The organism is Mycolicibacterium iranicum (assembly GCF_014190915.1).
Lineage (GTDB): Bacteria > Actinomycetota > Actinomycetes > Mycobacteriales > Mycobacteriaceae > Mycobacterium > Mycobacterium iranicum_B.
On record NZ_JACHVU010000014.1, the window covers coordinates 128,239 to 145,405 of the forward strand.

The 17,167-nt window shown below is 69.9% G+C and carries 15 protein-coding genes and 1 pseudogene; 9 read left to right on the forward strand and 7 right to left on the reverse strand.

Annotated features, from left to right (window positions below; genetic code table 11):
• Positions 1–49: 49 nt before the first annotated feature.
• The gene (locus FHR72_RS23370; RefSeq protein ID WP_183472874.1) at positions 50–1,120 is read right to left on the reverse strand and encodes an alpha/beta hydrolase fold domain-containing protein; all 1,071 of its coding nucleotides are present in this window, start codon (positions 1,118–1,120) and stop codon (positions 50–52) included.
• 194 nt (positions 1,121–1,314) lie between these two features.
• Here FHR72_RS23370 and FHR72_RS23375 point away from each other — a divergent pair, with 194 nt between their 5' ends.
• From FHR72_RS23375 to purT, 3 genes are read left to right on the forward strand one after another with little or no spacing between them, the layout of a single operon-like run.
• On the forward strand, positions 1,315–2,277 hold the full coding sequence (locus tag FHR72_RS23375; RefSeq protein ID WP_183472877.1) for an SGNH/GDSL hydrolase family protein: 963 nt from the start codon (positions 1,315–1,317) through the stop codon (positions 2,275–2,277).
• 38 nt (positions 2,278–2,315) lie between these two features.
• On the forward strand, positions 2,316–3,533 hold the full coding sequence (locus FHR72_RS23380; RefSeq protein ID WP_183472880.1) for an acetyl-CoA C-acetyltransferase: 1,218 nt from the start codon (positions 2,316–2,318) through the stop codon (positions 3,531–3,533).
• Between the two features lie 21 nt (positions 3,534–3,554).
• Positions 3,555–4,757 (forward strand): formate-dependent phosphoribosylglycinamide formyltransferase, encoded by a 1,203-nt coding sequence (gene purT / locus FHR72_RS23385; RefSeq protein WP_183472883.1) that lies wholly within the window; start codon positions 3,555–3,557, stop codon positions 4,755–4,757.
• Here the strand turns inward: purT and FHR72_RS23390 are convergent.
• Both FHR72_RS23390 and FHR72_RS23395 read right to left on the reverse strand, forming a co-directional pair.
• Positions 4,738–5,681 (reverse strand): annotated as a pseudogene (locus FHR72_RS23390) (hypothetical protein). The gene purT and the pseudogene FHR72_RS23390 overlap by 20 nt on opposite strands.
• A gap of 196 nt (positions 5,682–5,877) precedes the next feature.
• A complete protein-coding gene (locus tag FHR72_RS23395) occupies positions 5,878–6,732 on the reverse strand; it encodes a Bax inhibitor-1/YccA family protein (RefSeq protein WP_183472886.1) in 855 nt (284 codons plus the stop codon).
• 176 nt (positions 6,733–6,908) lie between these two features.
• Here FHR72_RS23395 and FHR72_RS23400 point away from each other — a divergent pair, with 176 nt between their 5' ends.
• From FHR72_RS23400 to FHR72_RS23410, 3 genes are read left to right on the forward strand one after another with little or no spacing between them, the layout of a single operon-like run.
• Entirely contained in the window at positions 6,909–7,949 is a 1,041-nt protein-coding gene (locus FHR72_RS23400) for an enoyl-CoA hydratase/isomerase family protein (RefSeq protein WP_183472889.1), read from the forward strand.
• Between the two features lie 2 nt (positions 7,950–7,951).
• Positions 7,952–8,725 (forward strand): enoyl-CoA hydratase, encoded by a 774-nt coding sequence (locus tag FHR72_RS23405; RefSeq protein ID WP_183472891.1) that lies wholly within the window; start codon positions 7,952–7,954, stop codon positions 8,723–8,725.
• A 9-nt stretch (positions 8,726–8,734) separates the two neighbouring features.
• On the forward strand, positions 8,735–10,444 hold the full coding sequence (locus FHR72_RS23410) for an alpha/beta hydrolase (RefSeq protein ID WP_183472893.1): 1,710 nt from the start codon (positions 8,735–8,737) through the stop codon (positions 10,442–10,444).
• Here the strand turns inward: FHR72_RS23410 and FHR72_RS23415 are convergent.
• Together FHR72_RS23415 and FHR72_RS23420 are read right to left on the reverse strand one after the other, a co-directional pair.
• A complete protein-coding gene (locus FHR72_RS23415; protein WP_183472895.1) occupies positions 10,441–10,809 on the reverse strand; it encodes a rhodanese-like domain-containing protein in 369 nt (122 codons plus the stop codon). The two genes, FHR72_RS23410 and FHR72_RS23415, sit on opposite strands and share 4 nt — an antisense overlap.
• Positions 10,809–11,330 carry a cysteine dioxygenase gene (locus FHR72_RS23420; protein ID WP_183472897.1) on the reverse strand — a complete coding sequence of 174 codons (522 nt, stop codon included), beginning with the start codon at positions 11,328–11,330 and terminating at the stop codon, positions 10,809–10,811. Before FHR72_RS23420 ends, FHR72_RS23415 begins: the two co-directional genes overlap by 1 nt.
• A gap of 336 nt (positions 11,331–11,666) precedes the next feature.
• On the opposite strand from FHR72_RS23420, the gene FHR72_RS23425 reads away from it, so the two are divergent.
• Together FHR72_RS23425 and FHR72_RS23430 are read left to right on the forward strand one after the other, a co-directional pair.
• The gene (locus FHR72_RS23425; protein ID WP_183472899.1) at positions 11,667–12,104 is read left to right on the forward strand and encodes a lipoprotein LpqV; all 438 of its coding nucleotides are present in this window, start codon (positions 11,667–11,669) and stop codon (positions 12,102–12,104) included.
• A gap of 63 nt (positions 12,105–12,167) precedes the next feature.
• Positions 12,168–13,151, forward strand: a complete 984-nt coding sequence (locus FHR72_RS23430) for a patatin-like phospholipase family protein (RefSeq protein ID WP_183472901.1) — start codon at positions 12,168–12,170, stop codon at positions 13,149–13,151.
• Here the strand turns inward: FHR72_RS23430 and FHR72_RS23435 are convergent.
• Complete coding sequence (locus FHR72_RS23435) at positions 13,140–14,006, reverse strand: patatin-like phospholipase family protein (protein WP_183472903.1); 867 nt, start codon at positions 14,004–14,006, stop codon at positions 13,140–13,142. The two genes, FHR72_RS23430 and FHR72_RS23435, sit on opposite strands and share 12 nt — an antisense overlap.
• 147 nt (positions 14,007–14,153) lie before the next feature.
• Positions 14,154–15,215, reverse strand: coding sequence for an NAD(P)H-dependent amine dehydrogenase family protein (locus FHR72_RS23440; protein WP_183472905.1), 1,062 nt, complete (start codon positions 15,213–15,215; stop codon positions 14,154–14,156).
• A gap of 182 nt (positions 15,216–15,397) precedes the next feature.
• Between FHR72_RS23440 and FHR72_RS23445 the strand changes: the two genes are divergently transcribed.
• A complete protein-coding gene (locus FHR72_RS23445) occupies positions 15,398–17,071 on the forward strand; it encodes a serine/threonine-protein kinase (RefSeq protein WP_183472907.1) in 1,674 nt (557 codons plus the stop codon).
• Positions 17,072–17,167: the final 96 nt, after the last annotated feature.

The following is a 17,167-nucleotide window of genomic DNA, read 5'->3' on the forward strand; positions in this document are numbered from 1 at the left end:
TCGTGTCAGGCCCGGCGCAGAGTAACCAGGCGGCCTCCGGCCGCGCCTGCTACCAGGTTGCTTCGCGGATGTAGTCGCCGATCTGCTTGATCGACCGGCTCGCCTCGGACACCGCAGGCGCCCCCAGCTGGAACACGTGCATCTGACCGGGCCAGATCCGGACCTCGACGGGAACTCCGGACGCCGCGAGCAGCCGGGCGGCCTTTCGCGCATCGCTGAGCAGAACCTCGGATCCGGACACGTGGATGAGCGTGCGGGGCAGGCCCGGCTCGATGTGGTCGAGCGGCTCGTACACCTCTTCGGGCTTGCCGTCGACGACCCGGCGCGACGCCGCGTCCTCGATCAGCTCGACGAGGGCGTGGAATGCCTTCGGCGGGAACATCGCGTCGGTGCGGGCGTTGGGGTGGTCGGCGCGCCCCTCGTTGTCGATCTCGAACAGGGGCGACATCGTCACGATCGCCGCGGGCGTCTCGCCGACGTAGCCGTTGATGCCCTCGACCTGCAGCCGCTCGGCCAGGGCCAGCGCGAGGTAACCGCCCGCCGAGTCCCCGGCCAACACGATCTGCTCGGGCTCGTAGCCCGTCTCGCGCAGCCACTTGTAGGCGTCGTAGCAGTCATCCAGGGCCGTGCCCACGGAGTGCTTCGGGATCATCCGGTAGTTGACGACGAGCGCGGGGGCGTCCGCGCACTTCGACAGCGCCGTGACCAGACGGCCATGGGTGTTCACGCCGCACGTCAGGAACGCCCCGCCGTGCAGATACAGGATCACGGTGCGTTTGCCGTCGGCGGGCAGCACGCCGGCCGCGCGGACCAGTTGCGCCGTGCAGTGCGGCAGCGCGATCGTGGCGCGCACGGTGCCGGGAGCAGGCTTGAGCACCCGGGCGGCGAAATCGACCACTCCCCACGGCCACGGCAACTTGGGGGCGTAGCTGCCGACCGTCAGGAACGGCTTGATCGTTGCCATGGCGGCCAGCCCCAGCAGGCGTCCGGCGACGCTCGGCCCGTCCTCCACGACCTCGACAGGTGCGCCGTCGGAGACCGGGAACTTGCGATTCTTACGCCCGCGAGCTGCGGTGATCGCAGCATGGGGAGTCACTGGAACCTTGCTGGGTGCCGTCATCGCCACCACTTCCTACGCCGATGTAGAGCCGGGATAAGCCAAGTTACTCAGACAACCTCGTAACTTAGCTTCGCACTTGTAACCATTATCACAATTGGTTAAACACTTTTGGTACACCAGTTGATACCGCACTGTGATCGCCGATCGGGGTTGCGACGCGGCGCGGGCGGGCGGCTCCGGCCTAAACTGGCGCCGTGGGCATACGCGCATCGCGTCGGTCGGTCGCCCTGGCGGCGGCAGCCACCTTCGCCTCGACGGGCACCGCCTATGTCGGGGCCCGCAACCTGCTCAGTGGGCAGGCCGATCAAGCCCGTCAGGTCATCCCGAAGTCCTGGGACGTCCCTCCCCGCGCCGACGGCATCTACACGCCGGGCGGCGGGCCCGTGGAGCGCTGGCATCGCGGCGTGCCGTTCGATCTGCACCTGATGATCTTCGGCGACTCGACGGCCACGGGGTACGGCTGTGTGGTCGCCGACGAGGTGCCCGGCGTGCTGATCGCCCGAGGCCTGGCCGAGGAGTCCGGCAAGCGGATCCGGTTGAGCACCAAGGCGATCGTCGGTGCGACGTCGAAGGGCCTGTCCGGGCAGATCGACGCCATGTACGTCGCGGGGCCACCCCCGGACGCGGCGGTCATCATGATCGGCGCCAACGACATCACCCAGCCCAACGGCATCGGTCCGTCGGCGCGCCGCCTCGGCCGTGCGGTGCGGCGGTTGCGCGGCAGCGATGCGGTCGTCGTCGTCGGGACCTGCCCGGACTTCGGTGTCATCACTGCGATCCCCCAGCCGCTGCGCTGGGTGGCGCGCAGCCGCGGGCTGCGGCTGGCCCACGCGCAGGCGGCGGCCGTCCGCGCCGCCGGCGGCATCCCCGTCCCGTTCTCCGACCTGCTGGCCCCGCACTTCTACAAGACCCCCGAGCTGTTGTTCTCCCCGGACATGTTCCATCCGTCCGCCGCGGGCTACGAGCTGGCCGCCAAGCAGCTGCTGCCCGCGCTCTGCGAGGCGCTGGGAGAGTTCATCACCGGGCAGCCGCGTGAGGCGGCGCTGGAGTCCAGAACCGGCGAGGGCGCCTCACTGCTGTCGCGGGTCAGCGGCCTGAGCCGGCTGTGGCGCCGCTCGACCGGGGTGCCCGCGCCGATCGTTGTGGCTGCGAGCTAGGTTTCTTGGAACACGTTCTCTCAGCGAGGAGCTCTTTCATGCCCGAAGCCGTCATCGTCGCCACCGCACGCTCGCCCATCGGCCGGGCCAACAAGGGCTCCCTGGTGTCCATGCGTCCCGACGACCTCGCCGCCCAGATGGTGCGCGCGGTGTTGGACAAGGTGCCGGCGCTGGACCCCCGCGAGATCGACGACCTGATGATGGGCTGCGCCCAGCCCGCCGGTGAGGCCGGCTACAACATCGCCCGCGCCGTCGCGGTCGAGCTGGGCTACGACTTCCTGCCCGGCACCACCGTCAACCGCTACTGCTCCTCGTCGCTGCAGACCACGCGGATGGCCTTCCACGCGATCAAGGCCGGCGAGGGTTCGGCGTTCATCTCGGCCGGTGTCGAGACGGTGTCGAGGTTCGGCAAGGGCGCGGCCGACGGCGCGCCGGACTCGAAGAACCCGGTCTTCGCCGACGCGCAGGCCCGCTCGGAGCAGGCCGCCGCCGGCGCCGACGAGTGGCACGACCCGCGCCAGGACGGCTCGCTGCCCGACGTCTACATCGCGATGGGCCAGACCGCCGAGAACGTCGCGAACTTCACCGGCATCAGCCGCGAGGACCAGGACCACTGGGGCGTGCGGTCGCAGAACCGCGCCGAGGAAGCCATCAACAGCGGCTTCTTCGAACGGGAGATCTCGCCGGTCACGCTGCCCGACGGCACCGTCGTCTCCACCGATGACGGCCCGCGGGCGGGGACCACCTATGACAAGATCAGCCAGCTCAAGCCGGTGTTCCGGCCCAACGGCACGATCACCGCGGGCAACGCGTGCCCGCTCAACGACGGCGCCGCGGCGGTCGTCATCATGAGCGACACCAAGGCCAAGGAGCTGGGGCTGACCCCGCTGGCGCGCATCGTGTCCACGGGCGTGTCCGGTCTGTCCCCGGAGATCATGGGCCTGGGCCCGATCGAGGCCGTCAAGAAGGCGCTGGCGAACGCGAAGATGTCGATCGGCGACATCGACCTCTACGAGATCAACGAGGCGTTCGCGGTGCAGGTGCTTGGCTCTGCGCGCGAGCTCGGCATGGACGAGGACAAGCTCAACGTCTCGGGCGGCGCGATCGCGCTCGGACACCCGTTCGGCATGACCGGCGCCCGCATCACGGCCACGCTGCTGAACAACCTGGCCACCCACGACAAGACCTTCGGCATCGAGTCGATGTGCGTCGGCGGCGGGCAGGGCATGGCCATGGTCGTGGAGCGCCTCAGCTAGCCCCCTACAATCGGCGTTCCTATGACCACCATCGGAACGCCGCTGTCACCGCGCGCCACCAAAGTCATGCTGCTCGGCTCGGGTGAGCTGGGCCGCGAGGTGCTGATCGCGCTGCAGCGACTCGGCGTCGAGACCATCGCCGTCGACCGCTATGACAATGCGCCCGGCCAGCAGGTCGCCCACCATGCGCGGACCATCGCGATGACCGACCCCGATCAGCTGCGCGGGCTGATCGAGGCCGAGCGGCCCGACCTGGTCGTGCCCGAGATCGAGGCCATCGCGACCCCGGCCCTCGAAGCGCTGGAAGCCGAGGGCGTGGCCACGGTGATCCCGACCGCCCGCGCCGCGCGCCTGACGATGGACCGCGAGGGAATCCGGCGGCTGGCCGCCGAGACGCTGGGTCTGCCGACCAGCCCGTACCGGTTCTGCGATTCGCTGGACGAATTGCAGGCTGCCATCGACGACGCCGTCGGATACCCGTGCGTCGTCAAGCCGGTGATGAGCAGTTCCGGCAAGGGACAGTCGAAGATCGACAGCCCTGAGGACGTCGCGCCCGCCTGGGAGTACGCGATGTCGGGCAGCCGGGTGAGCAACACCCGCATCATCGTCGAGGGGTTCGTCGATTTCGACTACGAGATCACGCTGCTGACCGTGCGGGCGCGCGGCACCTCCGGCGAGATCGAGACGCAGTTCTGCGAGCCGATCGGGCACCGGCAGGTCAGCGGCGACTATGTCGAGAGCTGGCAGCCCCATCCGATGCCGGCGACCGCGCTGGATCGGGCCCGGCAGATCGCGACGGCCGTGACGCAGGATCTCGGCGGGCAGGGCATTTTCGGTGTGGAGCTGTTCGTCAAGAATGACGACGTCTGGTTCAGCGAGGTCAGCCCGCGCCCGCACGACACCGGCATGGTCACGATTGTCACGCAGTGGCAGAACGAGTTCGAGCTGCACGCCCGCGCGATCCTCGGCCTGCCGGTGGACACCACGCTGAAGTCCCCCGGCGCCAGCGCCGTGATCTACGGCGGGGTCGACGCCAAGGGCGTGGTGTTCGACGGCGTCGATCAGGCACTCGCGGTGCCGCACAGCGACATCCGGCTGTTCGGCAAGCCGGAAAGCTTCGTCACGCGGAGGATGGGCGTGGCGCTGGCTTACGCCGACGACGTCGACACCGCGCGCCGCAACGCGACGGAGGCCGCGAGCCGGGTCACGCCCCGCGCGGTGTAGCCGCCTTCGGTGTAGCCGCCGCCGCCGCGTTCGCCGACAGTGCGCTCAGATCACCGATCCGCGGGAAAGCAGGCGCTGAGCGCACTCTCGCGGCCTCGTAGGCGCGCGCGACCCGCCTGAGGATGTCGCCTTCGGTATTCGCCTTCACGACGCGGACCCGGGTCCATTCGATCTCGTCAAGGTCCTCTGCGCGCCGGATGTCGTGCGCGAACTGCACAGGGTCGACGCGGTGTTGGTCGCCGTCGTACTCGACCGCGAGCTTGAGGTCTTCCCAGCCCATGTCGAGGTAGTAGCGCCGTCGGCCGTCGGCGCTGACCACCGGGATCTGCGACGCCGGGCGAGGGAACCCGTCGCGAATCAGCAGCAGTCGCAGCCAGGTCTCACGCGGGGACTGCGCGCCCGGGTCGTGAAGGTTCAGCGCCGCGACCAGTTGCCGCATCCCCGCTTCCCGCCGTGCCGCTCCTGCGCCCACCGCAGCAGCTCCGCGGGGTCGAACCGCGTGGCATCACCCAGCGCATCGAGCCGGGCGACCGCCGCGCCGAGCGGCCCGCGGCGGCCCAGGTCGAAGGCGGTGCGCTGCACGGTGGTCACGGGCAGGCCCCGGCGCCGGGTGATCTCGTCGGCGGCCAGGTCCTGCTTGTGGATCCAGATGCCCTGCGGCGGGCGGCCGTTCGGCCAGACCAGTTCGATCGGGTGCGAATCCTCGACGTATCGCGCCCCGTGCAGTGCCGCGGCGGTCAGGCCGGCCAGGACGCCGCCGCGCCGGGACCACAGCCACGCGGCGGTGGCCCGGTGCTGCAGGCTCAGCTCGGCGCCGGGGCGGGTGTACACGTCGGGGTGCAGGGCCACGAACCCGGTGCGCAGCCGGTGCTTGGCGACGACCCCGGCCGAGACCGCTTCGCTTCCGAGGAACGGCACCTGCATGGAATCGAGACTCGCCGGTCCCCTGTGTGCTGCGCACCCCTGCGTCTGCGCCCTGTGGACAACTCCGCGACAGTGCGCTCAGATCGCGAATCCCGCCGAATCCCTGCGCTGAGCGCACTCTCGCGGCGTCGCGACCACCCGCCAGACGCGAAAAAGGGCGCCCGTACGAACGGACGCCCTTTCTCTGGCGGTACTGCTAGTCGTTGTTGAAGTAGCTCAGCAGGCGCAGGATCTCGAGGTACAGCCAGACCAGGGTGACGGTCAGGCCGAGCGCGATGCCCCAGGCGGCCTTCTCCGGAGCGCCGGCGCGAACCATCTGGTCGGCGGCGTCGAAGTCGATCAGGAAGCTGAACGCGGCCAGCGCGATGCACAGCAGCGAGAAGCCGATGGCGATGGCGCCACCGTCACGCAGGCCGAGGCCCGCTCCGCCGCCGACACCGAAGAGGCTCAGCACCAGGTTGAGCAGCATGAGCGCGACGACGCCGAACAGGCCGGCGACGATCATGCGGGTGAACTTCGGGGTGACGCGGATGGCGCCGGTCTTGTAGACCACGAGCATGCCGAAGAACACGCCGAGCGTGCCGACGATGGCCTGGGCGATCATGCCCACGCCGCCGACCGAGGCGATGTTGGCGATCACGAACGACACCGCGCCGAGGAACAGGCCTTCCAGCGCCGCGTAGGTCAGCACGATGCCCGGGTTGTCCTGCTTGCGGCCGAACGTCGCGATCATCACGAGCGCGAAGCCGCCGAGCCCGCCGATCAGCGTGAACGGCATGGCCAGCGACGGATTGCCCGCCGTCAGGACGTAGGAGACCGCCGCGACGGCCGTCAGGACGGCCAGCGTCATGCCGGTCTTCATCACGACGTCGTCGATGGTCAGCGCGCGGGAGACCCCGCGCTGCTGCTGATCCGGATACTGCTGCGCGACGTACGGATCCGCGTGGACCGCTTGTGCACCGTAGCCGGCGGCTCCGGTACCGAATTGCGCATAGCCGCCCTGCTGCTCTTTCGGCAGTGAGCGGAATACCGGGTTGCTGCTTTCGCGCACCGTCGGTTCCTTCCTGTTCTCGTGTCTCAAGTGGTTACGACCTGTGACGATCACACGGTCAACGTTCGAGCTTCCCGGCCGGTTCCCGCCGTGTCGCGGCTGTCACCTCCCAGGCCCTTCACAGGAAACCTTACCCGGGCAGCCCTTCACCCGGGAGACGATCTAGATTGCATTCCGTGGACGAAAACGAGGATGTCCTAGTAACCGTCAGCGGGGGCATCGGGCACATCACGCTGAACCGGCCCAAGGCCATCAACTCCCTCACCCATCAGATGGTCGGCGCCCTCGCACGCACCCTGAAGGCCTGGGAGCACGACGACGCGGTGGACGCCGTCCTGCTCACCGGTGCGGGCGATCGCGGGTTGTGCGCGGGCGGCGACGTCGTCGCGATCTACCACGACGCCCGAGCCGGCGGGTCTGAGACGCGACAGTTCTGGCACGACGAATACGTGCTCAACGCCTTCATCGGCCGCTACCCGAAACCGTATGTCGCGGTGATGAACGGCATCACGATGGGCGGCGGCGTCGGGGTCAGCGCGCACGGCAGTGTTCGGGTCGTCACCGACACCACCAAGATGGCGATGCCCGAGGTCGGCATCGGCTTCATCCCCGACGTGGGCGGCACGTACCTCCTGGCGCGAACCCCGGGTCTGCTCGGTGTGCACGCCGCCCTGACCGGGGCGCCGTTCTCCGGGGCCGACGCGATCGCCATGGGCTTCGCCGACCACTTCGTGCCGCAGGACAGCATCGCGGCGTTCACCGATGCCGTGGCCGCCGACGGTGTCGACGCCGCCCTGGCCGCCCATGCCCAGGAGCCACCGCCGAGCGCGCTGGTCGCCCAGCGCGACTGGATCGACCGCTGCTACGACCGCGCCACAGTCGCCGACATCGTGGCGGCGCTGCGCGAGCACGGCGGTGACGCCGGCGACGCGGCGGACCTGATCGCGTCGCGTTCACCGATCGCGGCCTCGGTTGCGCTGGAAGCGGTCCGCCGGGCGGCGGAACTGCCCACACTGGAAGACGTGCTGCGCCTGGAGTTTCGGACGTCCTGCGCGGCCCTGCGTTCCCACGATCTGGTCGAGGGCATCCGCGCGTTGCTCATCGACAAGGACAAGAACCCCCGGTGGTCACCCGACTCGCTGGCCGCGGTGACCCCGGCAGACGTCGAGGCGTACTTCGTCTCGGCCGATCCCGACCTGCAATTCGACGAGGAGTAACCATGAGCTACGAGACGATCCTGGTCGACCGCGACGGCCGCGTCGCGACGATCACGCTGAACCGGCCGAAGGCACTCAATGCGCTCAACAGCCAGGTGATGGACGAAGTCACCAGGGCTGCAGCCGAACTCGACGCCGATCCGGAAGTCGGCGCCATCGTGCTCACGGGTAACGAGACGGCGTTCGCCGCCGGGGCCGACATCAAGGAGATGGCATCCCTGTCGTTCGCCGAGGTATTCGCCTCGGACTTCTTCGCGGGGTGGGGGAAGTTCGCGGCCACCCGCACTCCCACCATCGCCGCCGTCGCGGGATACGCCCTCGGCGGGGGCTGCGAGCTCGCGATGATGTGCGACATCCTGATCGCCGCCGACACCGCCAAGTTCGGCCAGCCCGAGATCAAGCTCGGCGTGCTGCCCGGCATGGGCGGCTCGCAGCGGCTGACCCGCGCGATCGGCAAGGCCAAGGCGATGGACCTCATCCTGACCGGGCGCACCATGGGCGCCGAGGAAGCAGAACGCGCGGGCCTGGTCTCCCGCGTCGTCCCCGCCGACACGCTGCTGGAGGAAGCCAAGTCCGTCGCCGCGACCATCGCGGGGATGTCGCTGTCGGCATCGCGGATGGCCAAGGAGGCCGTGGACAGGGCCTTCGAGACGACGCTGTCGGAAGGCCTGCTCTACGAACGCCGGCTCTTCCACTCGGCGTTCGCCACCGACGATCAGACCGAGGGCATGAACGCGTTCACCGAGAAGCGTTCGCCGAACTTCACACATCGCTAAAGTTCGTGCGTGACCACCGGTGAAGCCCCCGCCGAGGCGATCGAAGAGACGCCTGCGCCTCCGCGCGAGGCCGTCCCGCGCCGCAACTGGTGGGTTCGTCGGTACACCTTCACCGGCACCGCGGCCGGTCTGGTCTTCCTGTTCCTGTCACTGACGCCGTCGCTGTTGCCGCGCGGCCCGCTGTTCCAGGGGCTCGTCAGCGGTGGCGCCGCCGCGATCGGCTACGCGATCGGCGTGTTCGCGGTGTGGCTGGTGCGGTTCATGCGCTCGCGGGACACCAGCCCGCCGGCGCCGCGCTGGGCGTGGCCGGGGCTCGTCGCGGTGGGGCTGGTCGGCATGGTCCTGATGATCATCTGGTTCCACCACTGGCAGGACGACGTCCGCGACCTGATGGGTGTGCCCCGCCTGGGTTTCTGGGATCACCCGCTGGCGGCGGTGATCTCGCTGGTGACGCTGTGGGTGCTCGTCGAGATCGGGCAGCTCGTCGGACGGTTGGTCCGCTTCCTGGTGCGGCAGGTGGACCGCGTGGCACCGCCCCGGGTGGCCGCCGTCGTCGTGGTGGCCCTGCTCCTGGCGTTGACCGTCGCACTGCTCAACGGCGTGGTGGTGCGGTTCGCGATGAGCACCATCAACAAGACGTTCGCCGCGGTCAACGACGAGACCGACCCGGACAACGCCGCGCCGGAGTCCGTCCTGCGGTCCGGGGGGCCGGGGTCGCTGGTCACCTGGGAGTCGCTGGGCCACCAGGGCCGGATCTTCATCTCCGGCGGCCCGACGGTCGAAGAGCTCACCGAGTTCAACGGGGCCCCGGCGATCGAGCCCATCCGCGCCTATGCCGGCCTGAACTCCGCCGACGGCATCAAGGCGACCGCGGCGCTGGCCGCCCGGGAGCTGCAGCGCACCGGCGGCCTGAACCGTGCCGTGGTGGCGGTCGCGACGACCACGGGCACCGGCTGGATCAACGAGGCGGAAGCCTCGGCGCTGGAGTACATGTACAACGGCGACACCGCGGTGGTGTCGATGCAGTACTCGTTCCTGCCCAGCTGGTTGTCGTTCCTCGTCGACAACGAGAACGCCCGCCAGGCCGGGCAGGCGCTGTTCGAGGCGATCGACGAGCTGGTGCGCGAGATGCCCGAGGCGCAACGGCCGAAGCTGGTGGTCTTCGGCGAGAGCCTCGGTTCCTTCGGCGGCGAGGCGCCGTTCCTGGCGCTGAACAACCTGATCGCCCGCACCGACGGCGCGCTGTTCAGCGGGCCCACCTTCAACAACACGATCTGGACGGACCTCACGCGCAACCGCGATCCCGGATCGCCGGAGTGGCTGCCGATCTACGACAGGGGCGCCAACGCCCGGTTCGTCGCCGAGCCGCAGGATCTGCAGCGTCCGGCTGATCCCTGGTCACAGCCGCGCGTGGTGTATCTGCAGCACGCCTCGGATCCGATCGCGTGGTGGAGCCCGGATCTCCTGTTCGCCAAACCGGATTGGCTGCGGGAGACGCGTGGATACGACGTGTCGCCGAACATGGAGTGGATCCCGGTGGTCACGTTCCTGCAGGTGTCGGCCGATATGGCTGTGGCGGTCAACGTCCCCGACGGGCACGGACACGTCTACGTGCGCAACGTCGCCGACGCCTGGGCGTCGATCCTGTCACCGCCGGGATGGACACCGGCCAAGACGGAGAAGCTGCGCGGGATGTTGCGCAGCGACGAGAACTCCTAGACCAGAACGCTTTTCAGTGCGTGATAGCCGCCAATGACGTCGGTGGAGCGATGCAGCCCGAGGTCTTTCAGCGACGCGGCCGCCAGACTCGAGGTGTAGCCCTCGGAGCACAGCACGACCCACTCGACGTCGTCGTCCACGGCCTCGGCGATGCGGGCGTCACTCGTCGGATCACAGCGCCATTCCAGGACGTTGCGTTCGATGACGAGCGCGGCGGGGACCTCTCCCTCGGCCGCGCGCTGCGCGGCGGGCCGGATGTCGACGAGGATCGCCCCCCGCTCGAGCGCCGCGGGAACGTCCTCCGCGGAGAGCCGGGTCAGCTTCGCGCGGGCGTCGGCCAGCACGGCGTCGATTCGGCTCGGCATCAGTCCCCCTCCGGTTTGTCGGTCAGCTCGGTACGGTTGCGGTGCAGTGTATTCCGGTCGGTGACTGCGTAGTAGGACATCGTGGTGAGCGGTGGCGAATACGCGTGCACGCTCAGGGTGGGCGCGGGCGCCGACACGCCACCGGCCGTCACGGACTCCCGCGCCCAGACGACGTCGTGCACCCATCCCAGCGGGAACGCCGCCTGGTCGCCGGCGACCAGCCGGCGATGGCGCAATCCGGTTCCGTCCCAGCGGGTTTCCTGCAGCGCACCGGACACGACGGTCAGCGCACCGAGCGAGTCGCCGTGGTCGTGCAGTTCGGTGGAACGGTCGGGCACCCAGCTGATCAGCCAGACGTCGAGATCGTCGTTGCCGTGCAGCCGGGTGAACCAGCGCTCGTCGGTGGGCGGTCCACCGACCGGTAGGAGGTGGTCGTAGTCGCCGCCGAGGACGTCGTCGGCGAAACGGTCGGTGACGTGCAGCAGGTCGGCGGAACGCAGGCGGGTAGGGGCCAGGGCCATGAGGACTCCAGGGGAATGACGGATGAGACGGTCAGGGGGCAGGCGTCAGGCCTGACAACACTCCTGGGTGCGCGTCACATCGGTCACGCAGGCCAGTGTTCCACGCCGTCGCGGGGTCTGCCAGCCTCGGCAATTAACCTCACGGTGAATCTGGAAAAGCCCATGTCGCGGGGCAGGTGGCCGCATCTTGGTCGTCGCGGTGGGTCTCCGCCCAGCCGTCGCTCGGTTCGGCGATCCCGGACCCGGGCACCTCCGAGCAGACGGTGTGAGGGCCGGGTGAGAGCGGCTTGTCGAGCCCGTCGGAAGTCACGATCCGGACGTGCCTACATTGGCAGGATGCGCAGGCTTTTCCTCGGCGCCGCCGGCGTCGCCGCGGTGACCGTGATCGCGACCGGGTGTTCCTCCGGCGACGACGCCCCTCCCGCGACGTCCACCTCCGACGCCCCGACGACGTCCTCGACACCCGCGGCGGCGCCGTCGCCCGTTCCCCCCGGCGAGGTCGGGGTCTCCCCGGGCGGCGTGACGACAGCGGTCGGGGCGCCCGCGGAGTCCACCGAGGACGATTACTTCCAGGCCTGCCGGGCCGCCAAGACCTGGATGGACCAGCAGGGCGGTGACCCGAAGTCGCAGATCGAGCCGTACCTGAAGACGGTGCAGTCCGCGCAGTCGGTGGGACCGGGGACCTTCGACAAGCGGTGGTCCGACCTGTCTCCCGGGCAACAGTCCGCGGTCATCGTCGCCGTCGAGGCGGCCGCCGACGCGCTGTGCGGGTAGCGCTCGGCCACGTCGCGCAGGGGTTGGCGTACCTGCCCGGGTCCCACACGCCAGAATGAACCCATGCGGGTCGCACTGGCTCTGGGCAGCGGCGGCGCGCGCGGCTACGCCCACATCGGCGTCCTCAACGAACTGCGCGAGCGGGGCCACGAGGTGGTCGGTATCGCGGGCTCGTCGATGGGAGCTCTGGTCGGCGGGCTGGAGGCGGCGGGCAAGCTCGACGAATACACGCTGTGGGCGAGCTCTCTGACCCAGCGGGCTGTTCTGCGGCTGCTCGATCCGTCCATGACCTCGGCGGGGGTGCTGCGCGCCGAGAAGATCCTCGACGCCGTCCGCGAGATCCTCGGCGATGTCACCATCGAAGAACTCCCCATGCAGTACACCTCGGTGGCGACCGATCTGATCACCGGGAAGTCGGTGTGGATGCAGCGCGGCCCGGTCGACGACGCGATCCGCGCCTCGATCGCGATCCCCGGCGTGATCACGCCGCACATCCTGGACGGCCGGTTGCTGGCCGACGGCGGCATCCTCGATCCCCTGCCGATGGCCCCGATCGCGGCGGCGCCCGCCGACGTGACCATCGCGGTGAGCCTCTCGGGTGAGGATCCCGACGTGGGCCACCGGATGCGGGATGCTCGGCAACCCACGTCGGACTGGTTGACCCGGATGTGGCGCAGCAGCTCCTCGCTGCTCGACACCAAGGCCGCACGGTCGCTGCTGGAGACCCCGACCGGTCGTGCGGTCCTGGGACGCTTCGTGGCCGCCGACGACGAGCCGCTGGAACCGCTGGAGGAACTGCGTGAACCGAGCGTCCCCGAGATTCCCAAGCTCGGTGGTTTCGAGGTGATGAACCGCGTGATCGACATCGCCCAGTCCGCCCTGGCCCGCCACACGCTGGCCGCCTACCCGCCCGATCTGCTGATCGAGGTTCCCCGCACCGTGTGCCGCAGCCTCGATTTCCACCGCGCCAACGAGGTCATCGACATCGGGCAGGAGCTGGCGAGCGTCGCCCTGGACTCGCTGGAGGGCAAGACCTCAGAGGCGTGACAGGAACTCGGCCACCCGCGGCGCCTCGCGGCGGCCCTGCGCGCGTCCGGCCTGCGCGGCGGGTGGGCGGCACGCGGGGTCGAGCGGGTTGGGACCGAAGGCGGCCAGCGCGTCCTCGTCGGCGAACACCGCGAGTGTCTCCCCGGGGAAGGCGTCGATCTCTGCCACCGTGCCGCTGCCCCACGGCGACGGGCTGTTCGCCGGCGACGGCACCAGCGCCACCGCGGCCGCGCAGTCCTGTACCGCGGACATGTTGACCGTGCTGCCCACGCCGCCGTCCATGAACCGGCGCTCCCCGATGGACACCAGCGGCCACACCCCCGGCACCGCACAGCTCGCCGCCACAGCATCGACGAGGGCGACCCCCGACGAGGCGTCGAAGACGACGAGTTCGCCTGTGGCGCTGTCGATCGCGGTGATGCGCAGGGAACGCTGCGGCCACTCGTGGGACGGCAGGCGGTGCTCGATCACGGCGCGGCGGACGGCTTCGGGCACGGTGTCGGTGCCGGCGGCGACGGCGCCGATCTTCTGCAGCTTCTGCTCTCTGGTCGCACCCGGCGTGGCCATGGAGCTCAAGAACAGCTCGCTGATCGATTCGATCGACACGCCGGGATGGATCTCGTGGGCGCCGTGTTCATCGGAGAGTTGCCGCGCGAACAGGTCGTCGAGGTCCGCGCCGCCGGCGATCTGCGCCGCGACCGCCGAACCCGCCGACGTGCCCAGCAGGACATCGGCGCTCAGAAGATGGCGCCCGGCCTCCGGATTCTCGTCACAGATACCGAGCAGAACGCCTGTCTCCCAGGCTATTCCGGCGAGTCCTCCGCCTGCGAGCACCAGAGCGCGCACGTCGTCCACCTTTCCCGTCGCCTTCGGCCGGCTACCGGGCGCGGCCCGGCGCGGTCAGCCCACTGACCGTCGATGTGGTCGACCGACGTGCGGGCAACCTCGTCCTCGTCCTCGACCGCCACCGCGTCCTCGACCGCGACCTCGATGCTAGCCGCGTCAGCTCCCGGTGCGCGCCTTGCCCGGGGCGGCCTTCCCGCTGATCAGCGGCAGGTCGAGATAGGTGGCGATGCCCGGCTCGGCCGCGCACACCGCCGGCACGGAGTTCACGCAGTGCGCCGCGGTGCCGACGACCCCGTACTCGGGACCCTCACCGCCGACATCGGACTGAAAGCCCTTGACCGACACCGTGAAGTCGGGATTGCCCCGGACCTCCATCTCGTAGCGCTGACCTTCGGGTCCGAACGACCACGGCGGGTCCAGGTTGTCCTCACCCATCAGCCAGTTCACGGTGACCCGGACGACGGGCTCGTCGTCGACCAGCGCCTCCCAGTGGAACTTCCGGCCGGCGACCTGGCCCGGCTCGATCGCGCCCATCGGCGAATCGATGGGCGCGGTGGCGACGGCGATCTCCTGTGAGGCACGCACTTTCGGGTCGGCCGCGAAACCGAGCTGGTCGACGCACATCCGTACCGCCTGGATGAAGCCGGAATCGAGCATCTTCTGCATCGGTCCGGTCAGCGCCTTGTCCGGCGTCTCGCCGAACCCCATCACGTGGCGCAGCACGTCGGGCGCCTCGTAGGTGCGCAGATCGGAGAACTCCTCGGCGCGTACGAACGTGACGCCGGTGGACATCGCCGAGAGCATCAGCGGGAACTTCTCACTGATCCCGCCCGGGGCGATGCCGGTGCCGTGCAGCGTGGCGTTGCCCGCGAGTGCGGCGTCGCGCAACGGCGCGCCGCTGCGCTGGCTGGGATACAGCCAGCCGACCGGGGTTACCACGTTCTTCCCTGAGCGCAGCAGCGCCACGACTTCGTCGGTGTCGGCGATCAGCGGTGTGTAGATGACCGCGTCGGCATCGAGTGCCAGGATCTCCTCGGCGCTGGTGGTGGCCACGACGCCGACGGGGTCGACGCCGGCGATCTCCCCGGCGTCCCGTCCGGCCTTAGCCTCCGAATGCACCCAGCAGCCGACCAGTTCGAGCTCGGGGTGCTCCAGCACGCCCCGGATCGCGGCCACGCCGACTCCGCCGGTCGCCCACTGCACGACGCGCAGTGCCATGTCGTCTCCTCTCAGGAGCCCCCGAACTAGAACACGTTCTACTCACATCTACACCAGGAGGCGGCACGTTCGGACGCGAATGCCCCCGACTGGGTTCCGGCCCGCCGGTTGCGGCTGTGCGGCACCGCCTGCCGCATTAGGGTGTGTTCGCCGGACGCACCACCGACCCCCGAGGAGCCACGATGACCGATCCCCAGCAGGGTTCCCGCGTCGGCTCCCAGATCGGGCCGTACCGGCTGCAGCGGCTGCTCGGCAAGGGCGGCATGGGCGAGGTGTACGAGGCGCACGACACGGTCAAGGACCGCGTCGTGGCCCTGAAGCTGTTGCCCGAGGGCGTGTCCCACGATCCGGTGTTCCGCACCCGGTTGCAGCGCGAGGCGCACGCGGCCGGCCGTCTGCAGGAACCTCACGTCGTCCCGATCCACGACTACGGGGAGATCGACGGGCTGCTGTTCGTCGACATGCGGCTGATCGACGGCAGAGATCTGCGCGCACTGCTCAAAGAGCAGGGACCCATGGCGCCGGCCCGCGCGGTGGCGATCGTCCGGCAGATCGCCGCAGCGCTGGACGCCGCGCACCGCGCGGGCATCATGCACCGCGACGTCAAACCCGAGAACATCCTGCTCACCCGCGACGATTTTGCCTATCTCGTCGACTTCGGCATCGCGAACGCGGCCACCGACCAGGCTCTGACCGAACTGGGAACCGCGGTCGGCACCTACGCCTACATGGCCCCCGAGCGGTTCACCGCCGGGGAGGTGACACACCGCGCCGACGTGTATGCGCTCGCCTGCGTGCTGCACGAATGCCTCACCGGCGCACAGCCTTTCCAGGGCGACAGCGTGAGCGTGGTGATCACCGCCCACCTCAACCAGCCTGCCCCGCGGCCCAGCGAGCTGCGCCAGGGCATCCCGCCCGGCCTCGACGAGGTGGTCGCCCGCGGCATGGCCAAGCGCGCCGAGGACCGCTACGGCTCGGCCGGGGAGTTGGCCTCGGCGGCCACCGACGCGCTCACGCGCGCCGAGCAGGACCAGGCCGCCTCGATCCTGCAGCGCAGCCAGGCCGCGACGATGATGGCGCCCCTGCCGCCCCCGCCCCCACCGCCGGGTCCGCCACCGGCGTACGCGTCGGCCCCGCCGCCACCCGGGCAGGGCTCCGGGTACTACGCCCCGCCCCCTCCGCCCGTTGCGCCGCCACCGGGGTGGGCCCCGCCGCCGTCGTCCGGCGGCAGTTCGAAGGGGACGGTGATCGCGCTTCTGGGGGGCGCGGCGGCGATCGTCCTGGTGCTCGGCGCCGTCGGGGTCTGGCTGGTGACGCGCTCCGACGACTCCGCGTCCCGACCCTCCGCCTCCGGCACGTCGTCGGCGACCACGTCGCCGTCCCGCGAGACGACGCGGCGCTCACGCACCACGACGACGCCGCCGCCGCAGACCGAGTCCTCCGACGAGCAGTTGATGGCCCTGTTGGCGCCGGGGCACGACAGCGCGAACTGCCGACCGGCCGACCCACCCGCGGCCGGGGCCCTGGCCACCGTCGACTGCGAGCAGAACACCAAGCCCGGCGGACCGGCGTTCACCCGGTACTCGCTGTTCGGCGACAAGGCGACGCTGAATGCGGCGTTCCAGGAGGCGATCGAGGTGAACTCCGAACTGCTGCAGTGCCCCAACAGCGGTCTCGAGTCGCCGACCACGTGGCACTACACCGAGACCCCCGACCAGATCGCGGGCCAGATCGCCTGCGGAACCTACAACGAGAACCCCGACGTCGTCTGGACCAAGGACGAGAACCTTCTGCTCGCCGACGCCCAGGGGCCCAACCTGGAGGACCTGCACAACTGGTGGCTGGAGTTCGGCTAGTTGTACTGACCACGGACGTTGGTGACGGCGTGGTGAGGTGACAAGACGAAGACCTCCGAGTGGAGTGCGAGCTGTCTAGGAACGCTCACCAATCTC

Excerpts from the sequence above, each read along its gene's own strand:
- FHR72_RS23380 (WP_183472880.1), top strand. The coding sequence starts at position 2,316 with ATGCCCGAAGCCGTCATCGTCGCCACCGCACGCTCGCCCATCGGCCGG.
- FHR72_RS23405 (WP_183472891.1), top strand. The coding sequence starts at position 7,952 with ATGAGCTACGAGACGATCCTGGTCGACCGCGACGGCCGCGTCGCGACG.
- FHR72_RS23415 (WP_183472895.1), bottom strand. The coding sequence starts at position 10,809 with ATGCCGAGCCGAATCGACGCCGTGCTGGCCGACGCCCGCGCGAAGCTG.
- FHR72_RS23445 (WP_183472907.1), top strand. The coding sequence starts at position 15,398 with ATGACCGATCCCCAGCAGGGTTCCCGCGTCGGCTCCCAGATCGGGCCG.
- purT (WP_183472883.1), top strand. The coding sequence starts at position 3,555 with ATGACCACCATCGGAACGCCGCTGTCACCGCGCGCCACCAAAGTCATG.
- FHR72_RS23370 (WP_183472874.1), bottom strand. The coding sequence starts at position 1,120 with ATGACGGCACCCAGCAAGGTTCCAGTGACTCCCCATGCTGCGATCACC.
- FHR72_RS23425 (WP_183472899.1), top strand. The coding sequence starts at position 11,667 with ATGCGCAGGCTTTTCCTCGGCGCCGCCGGCGTCGCCGCGGTGACCGTG.
- FHR72_RS23430 (WP_183472901.1), top strand. The coding sequence starts at position 12,168 with ATGCGGGTCGCACTGGCTCTGGGCAGCGGCGGCGCGCGCGGCTACGCC.
- FHR72_RS23440 (WP_183472905.1), bottom strand. The coding sequence starts at position 15,215 with ATGGCACTGCGCGTCGTGCAGTGGGCGACCGGCGGAGTCGGCGTGGCC.
- FHR72_RS23420 (WP_183472897.1), bottom strand. The coding sequence starts at position 11,330 with ATGGCCCTGGCCCCTACCCGCCTGCGTTCCGCCGACCTGCTGCACGTC.